Raw genomic sequence first — 6,127 nt, 5'->3', positions numbered from 1 at the left:
AATATCCGCAGGATAAATTGTAATACTCTCAAAAGGTGGCTCTCAATAGCGGATTAGTCAATTGAAGCTAGTGGCTCCCTCATTCGGAAATAGTGGCTCTTCGCATCGGATTAACTGGCTCTGAGAGACCGGAATACTCATCTACCAAACTGAGATACGATAATAGAGGGGCAAATGTAAGTGTATAATCCGATCATAAATAAATCAAAACACTATGGCAATAATCGATGGTTTGCATTTAGTCCTAGATTAAAAAGAGTTGTACACCTTTACAGTGACTTAGAATTTGATAACTGGGTTTTGACTGAAATGAACCCTTTGGTCGAAACTTTTTGTGAACAGCCTTTAAGGATTCGGAAAGGTATTAACGGACAATTAATCGAGTCAATTCCTGATCTATGGATTAAATGGTGCAGTGGAAAGGAAGAATTTGTTGAGGTAAAATATTCCTTTGAGTTAGACCGTAGTCGCCCTAAGACCGATATGCGGACCTTGCTTCAAATAGAATGCCAAAGTCAATGGTGCCAAGAAAATGGGTATGGTTATATAATTCGGACTGAGAGAGAAGTTCGCGGCAATCCGATATTTCTTTCAAATATGAAGAGATTGTTACCATATTTAAGGCATTACAATGAAACTGTTGAAACCGATGACAAACGACTATTAAGAGCTATTGGTAGTGAGCCAATAAAATTATCATGGTTGTTTGATTCTATTTGTTTGCCTTCTAATCGTATAATGGGAGCGTTAACAAGATTGTTTATATCTGGAACAATTAAAGCGAATTTTGATTTACAACCCATAGGAAATAATATGGAGGTATGGCTTAATGTCAGTTAAATGGATGATAGAGAAAGAGGCATTTATGCCCGAAAATCTTGATTATAAACGCTGGCCATTAGTATTAGTTGACGGACTTTCAGCTGAAGATCAGGATAGATTCAACCGAAGAAGGCTAGCTGTGGAGATGTATTTAGATGGACGTGTTTCGAATGAATATATTATCACTCAGACAGGCATCTCTAAGGACGAATTGTATAGATTTGTTCGTCGTTGCCTCGATTATGATAATTCGGGTAAAATATGGGGTTACAGGGCTCTTATCCCTAAAAAGCACTTAAAACCCTATATCAGAAAAAAGATTCCCCAAACCGATCAAGCAGGTTTAGCAGGTGCTTTTGAACATTTGCTTGTTACATATCCTTCTATTAGGGAAACAATTGAAAAATTATACCTGAATCGAAAGGATCGTTCACTATTAGAGAGGTTTATTAGGCCTAAAGATATATGGAAGCAATTTATAAACGCATGCAGAAAAGCAGGAATTAAACCAACGGAATATCCATTAAATACTAAAAACCTAGGAAAACGTTCATTAGAACGATATCTAAAGAAGATTGAAAACATATATTTTGATGAAGCAGTTAAGAGATATGGAGAAGAAGCTGCCCGACATGCCCGCGTTACTGGTCAAGGTGTGCCCAATTCACCTAATACTCATCGACCTTTTCAAACAGTTGAATTTGACGGTCATAAAATTGATGCGGTATTCGCTATCGAGTTTCAAACTCCCGATGGGGATACGGTAGTTAAAATAATGGATAGGATTTGGTTATTGGTTATTGTGGACAAGGCTTCTAGATCAGTATTGGGATATCACGTTGCCTTAAACAAGGAATATTCTGCTGATGATGTTCGAGCTTGTATTCGTAGTGCGATATTGCCATGGAGTGGCATGCCATTCACAATTGATGGGCTAAAATATTCAGAAACAGGGGGATTCCCATCAGGAGCAATACCTGAAACGAGTTGGGCAGTATGGGATGAGTTTAAGTATGATAACGGTAAAGCAAATCTCGCTAAAAGTGTAGTTGAACAATTAACGAAATCAATCGGCTGTTCAATAAACGCTGGACCCGTTGCGGTTCCAGAGCGTAGAGGTATTATTGAACGTTTATTTCTTACTCTCGAAGAAAATGGGTATCATCGTCTACCAAACACCACTGGAAGTAAGCCAAGTGACCCGCGACGCCACAACGCCGAAGGAAAAGCAATAAGGTACCGGATATCATATGCTCATCTTGTAGAGCTTACGGAAGTTCTAATTGCAAATTATAATGGAACTCCTCATGATGGTCTATGTTATTTAACACCGCTTGAGGTACTCCAGCAACGCCTAGACCCTAATCTGTTACGTAAAGTACCAGAAAATAAGAGACAAGAAGCTCAATTTTTGACCCTACAGGTTTCTAGGAAAGTTGCCGGTAATATAAAAACCGGTAGGAGGCCTTACATTCTATATGAAGGAGCAACCTATAGAAACGAAGTGTTATCACGCAGTGCCGAATTAATCGGTTCATTTCTGACCCTGGTAGTTAATGTTGAAGACTTAAGGGTAATACGTGCTTTTTTACCTGATGGAAGCGAACTTGGTCTTTTGCAAGCTAATGGTAAATGGGGATTAGTACCTCATTCCCTAAAGACGAGGAAAGAGATAAACCGGTTAAGAGACAGAAAGCTAATTTATTTCTGTAATGAAGATGATCCTATAGAAGTTTATCGTGAATATTTGGTTAAAAAGGCAAAAAGCACAAAATCATCCTGTAATAAATTAGAACGGGTAAGAATTGAAGCGAAACAAATTCATTCAACTGTCCTTTCAGATGCTAATCTAGAACCGATTATGACTTCGCAAAGTTTCAAACCAAAGACTTTAGCCACGAATAATAGTTCACAACTTGAATGCCCTAGGCGGACAAAAACAATAATCTATTAACAATAATCTATTAAAGTTTAATAAGGTGGTAATAAATTGAACGCAATTCAATTACAATTCGATTCATTTATTGAAAATAAAAGGCCAATATTGCCTCCTAAGACCCACCCGGTTGAAACGGGTAGATATTTGATAGCCACAAAAGCGATTGACCAACTGTGCGACACAGTTACTACCTGGGTTGATACTAGGTGTCCTGGAGGGATTATTCATGGGAGACCACGACTCGGAAAAACAAGAGCTATTCAATATCTTATAAATGAATTATCAAACGAGAACGGTTTGCTATTGCCGGTATGTTCAGCTACTTGTCGGCAGTATAGAGCGCCTTCCGAAGTCAATTTTTTTGAAGATATGCTTAAAGATGTGGGGCACGCCATCGTTGGCGGATTGGCTAGCAGTAAACGTGATAGGCTAAGCAAATTCTTTATAGAGAAAGCCGAATGGTCACGCACCAACAGAATAGTCCTTATTATTGACGAAGCTCAACGATTACAACAGATACAATATGATTGGTTAATGGATATTTACAACGAATTAGATAACAACGGGATATCTATGACTGTCGTATTGGTAGGCCAAGATGAATTATTGCATCAACGATCCGTTTTTATGACGCTTAAGAAGGTACAAATAGTAGGGAGGTTTATGGTACATACTTTCAAATTTGAAGGAGTCAAAAAAGTTAGTGATTTAATGACATGCATGGCAGGCTATGATGAGTACTCTGAATATCCAGAGACTAGTAATTGTTCCTTTACTCGATATTTCTTTCCTGATTTATTTGAAAACGGGTTTCGTCTACAACTATATGCTCACGAACTGTTTGAGGTCTTTAAAGAGTTGCGGCAGGAAAATGGAATTAAGAAAGCTTTAGAAATTCCTATGCAATATGTAACTCTAACAATTGAATATTGCTTAAAGCGCTATGGTATTAATGGTAAAAATATAGATAAACTCGGAAAAATACATTGGCGTGAGGCCGTGGAGCATTCAGGATATATACACGCTGAAATGTACCAGGATATTGTATAGTACCAAATTTAGATAAAAGAGGGCTTCTTACTAGAATGAATCTTGGGAAGATTATTAATTATCCATCTACAAAGCAGATTCAAAGTGTAATTTGGCGGAAAGAATGGGCTCCTGAGTACATTTCACCATGGGGCATTTTTGAACGCTTTAAATTGGCCAACTACGCAACATCTAAGGATATATTTGTTGTTTTCGGTACCAATGAAGCTAACACTCATGTTTATAAAAGAATCTATCGGAACCTCATAGATTTAAATGGATTATCCCATGAAAAACTTGTAGCAACTTTCGGAACAGCTATTTTTGATAGTACTCATTTATTAATTAATCATTTTATCTTACCACTAAATCAGGGTAGTTTTAATAACTTTTATATTCGAGAACAATTAAGTTATTGCCCAGAATGCTTGAAGTCTGGCTATCATAGTGTTTTTCACCAATTTATCCCTTTAAATAATTGCCCTATACATGAAATAGCACTAAAGTTTCAATGCGGTCAATGTGGGGGTTATACACGATATGAATTAAGCCACGATACTTGTGTTAAGCCATTTCACTGTAAATGTGGTGCTCCACTATCTGGGGAGATTGTTACAACAAATTGTTTTGATTTATGGTTAAGCTCTAGCATAGCGGACAAATATTTAAGTGCTTGGATAGCACTAAAACAATCTAAATTAGACCAATTAACAAAACTAATAGTACTTACTTCCCCTAAGAAAGAAACAAAGCGGGGGAAGGGGTTACTAAAAATCGGGTTGTTCAGTATCGGGACCTATCCAGCCAAGGGAAAGGGGGATTTTGGGCAAATTACTTCAAATATATTAATAAATACCCGTCCCGAGATACCGACGACAAGGTGGTTTACTAAGCGAATAAATTATTACTCTAGCATTATTATTGATGAGGAACAGTGTATTTTAAAGGTTAAAAGTAAAATTCTGAGTCAGATGAGCTTTGAGCGCTATGCATATCTTTGTCTTTATCAGTTATACAAAGCGGTAATAAGGCATATAAAAAAGACTCAATTGAAAGGTCATATTACATGTATTAGTTCATACGTAAAACGGAAGCAGACCTTAAATGCCTGCCCATATGCAGTCGCTTATATCCGGTTGAGACAAGAGGTAGAATGCAAATCTGATCCGACCGAAGTTGATAATAGTAAATCAAAGATCACTGGTTTTAGCAATGAAAGTCCAATACCCCCATTTTTTTCGATACTATATAATCCATTATTATTTGAAGTCCTTACAAGTAGAGTATTTAAAGAAACTTTTGGTATCTTAGAAATAGTAAGTAATAATCACGAATTGTGGCCGTCAGCAATACAAATTATTAGCAGGGCATTCTGTCATTATGTAGTTCAAAAGTATTATGGTTGGTTTGAATTCATTAAAAAGGACTATTCTGAGACTAACGCCGTTAGTGATATGGTAAATTGTCCCAGAGTAGCAATTCCAAATCCTACAATGACAATACAACTAAATTTAATTAACCCAAATTTATTAATTGCAAAACATCAATGGCTTAATACAAAGAGTTCGTATTGCATTACTGATGCTGAAAAATAAAGTTCGATACTAAAAAATGATGTTGTATACTAGTAAACAAAGTTAGGTACTAAGAAACAATTATTAGCATAAGTAAGTTGAAAATGACCTCCTATTCAGATGGAGGTTATTTATTGTTTGTTAACTTATGAATGTATAAATAGAAATAAAAACCGTTGTTTAATGATTTCGACATAGTTTTCAAACGTTCTCAAATTTTGGATGATAAAATTCTATTATACAATTAATATATTTATTTCTTTCTTCCTTTTGGATGGGTACCTATTGTCTATAATGGTGCGATTGTCAAGAAAAAACTGAGCCAGTCGCCAGAAAAAAGTTGAGCCACTAACGCCAGGAAAAATGTGATCCATTATGGTGGAAACGCTGGAAAAAAGCTGAGCCACTTTAGACTATAAGGTAGCCTGTGGAAGCATTCGATAGTTCTGATGTTTTGCTCCACAGGCTACCTCATATTCTATGAAGGTTATTCACACTCAAATGTTTCTCTGAGTTTTTGATAGGCGGGATAGTCATCAAACGATTCGCAAATATCACTGTGAATATCCTCTTATGGCTTGGGATCACCGGGAGGGGTAGGGTCATTTACTTCCCGCCTTAGTTCGAGTACCATAACCTCAAGGTTTTTGCTGTACTCTAGAATGGCCTTAATCAGTTCAAGGTTTTCCATTTCCTTGATGGATTGTAGGGAATCATCATCGTACATTGACTCGTTAGTGACAATAACTCTATTCATGTTTCT

5 protein-coding genes are annotated in these 6,127 nt (G+C 36.7%); 4 read left to right on the top strand and 1 reads right to left on the bottom strand.

Going from position 1 to position 6,127, the window contains the following annotated elements; all coding sequences use genetic code 11:
- Positions 1-180: 180 nt before the first annotated feature.
- The 4 genes from V6C11_RS02755 to V6C11_RS02740 are packed head-to-tail and all read left to right on the top strand — an operon-like array spanning position 181 to position 5,385.
- The gene (locus V6C11_RS02755) at positions 181-840 is read left to right on the top strand and encodes a TnsA endonuclease N-terminal domain-containing protein (protein WP_333529554.1); all 660 of its coding nucleotides are present in this window, start codon (positions 181-183) and stop codon (positions 838-840) included.
- The gene (locus V6C11_RS02750; RefSeq protein WP_333529553.1) at positions 830-2,776 is read left to right on the top strand and encodes a hypothetical protein; all 1,947 of its coding nucleotides are present in this window, start codon (positions 830-832) and stop codon (positions 2,774-2,776) included. The genes V6C11_RS02755 and V6C11_RS02750 overlap by 11 nt, the downstream gene beginning before the upstream one ends.
- A 36-nt stretch (positions 2,777-2,812) precedes the next feature.
- Positions 2,813-3,811, top strand: coding sequence for an ATP-binding protein (locus tag V6C11_RS02745; RefSeq protein ID WP_333529552.1), 999 nt, complete (start codon positions 2,813-2,815; stop codon positions 3,809-3,811).
- Positions 3,812-3,846: 35 nt separating this feature from the next.
- Positions 3,847-5,385: a hypothetical protein gene (locus V6C11_RS02740; RefSeq protein WP_333529551.1), complete on the top strand. Its 1,539-nt coding sequence runs from the start codon at positions 3,847-3,849 to the stop codon at positions 5,383-5,385.
- Between the two features lie 550 nt (positions 5,386-5,935).
- Here V6C11_RS02740 and V6C11_RS02735 read toward each other — a convergent pair.
- On the bottom strand, positions 5,936-6,127 hold a 192-nt coding region (locus V6C11_RS02735; protein WP_333529550.1), incomplete at its 5' end, for a hypothetical protein.

This window comes from Desulfotomaculum sp. 1211_IL3151 (genome assembly GCF_036763075.1).
Classification (GTDB): Bacteria; Bacillota; Desulfotomaculia; order Desulfotomaculales; family Desulfotomaculaceae; genus Desulfotomaculum.
Note: the sequence above shows the minus strand (reverse complement) of the source record. Positions and strands in the feature narration are given on the sequence as shown.

What these genes read in the sequence shown, in the direction of transcription:
- V6C11_RS02750 (WP_333529553.1), top strand. Translation starts at nt 830, where the DNA reads ATGTCAGTTAAATGGATGATAGAGAAAGAGGCATTTATGCCCGAAAAT.
- V6C11_RS02740 (WP_333529551.1), top strand. Translation starts at nt 3,847, where the DNA reads ATGAATCTTGGGAAGATTATTAATTATCCATCTACAAAGCAGATTCAA.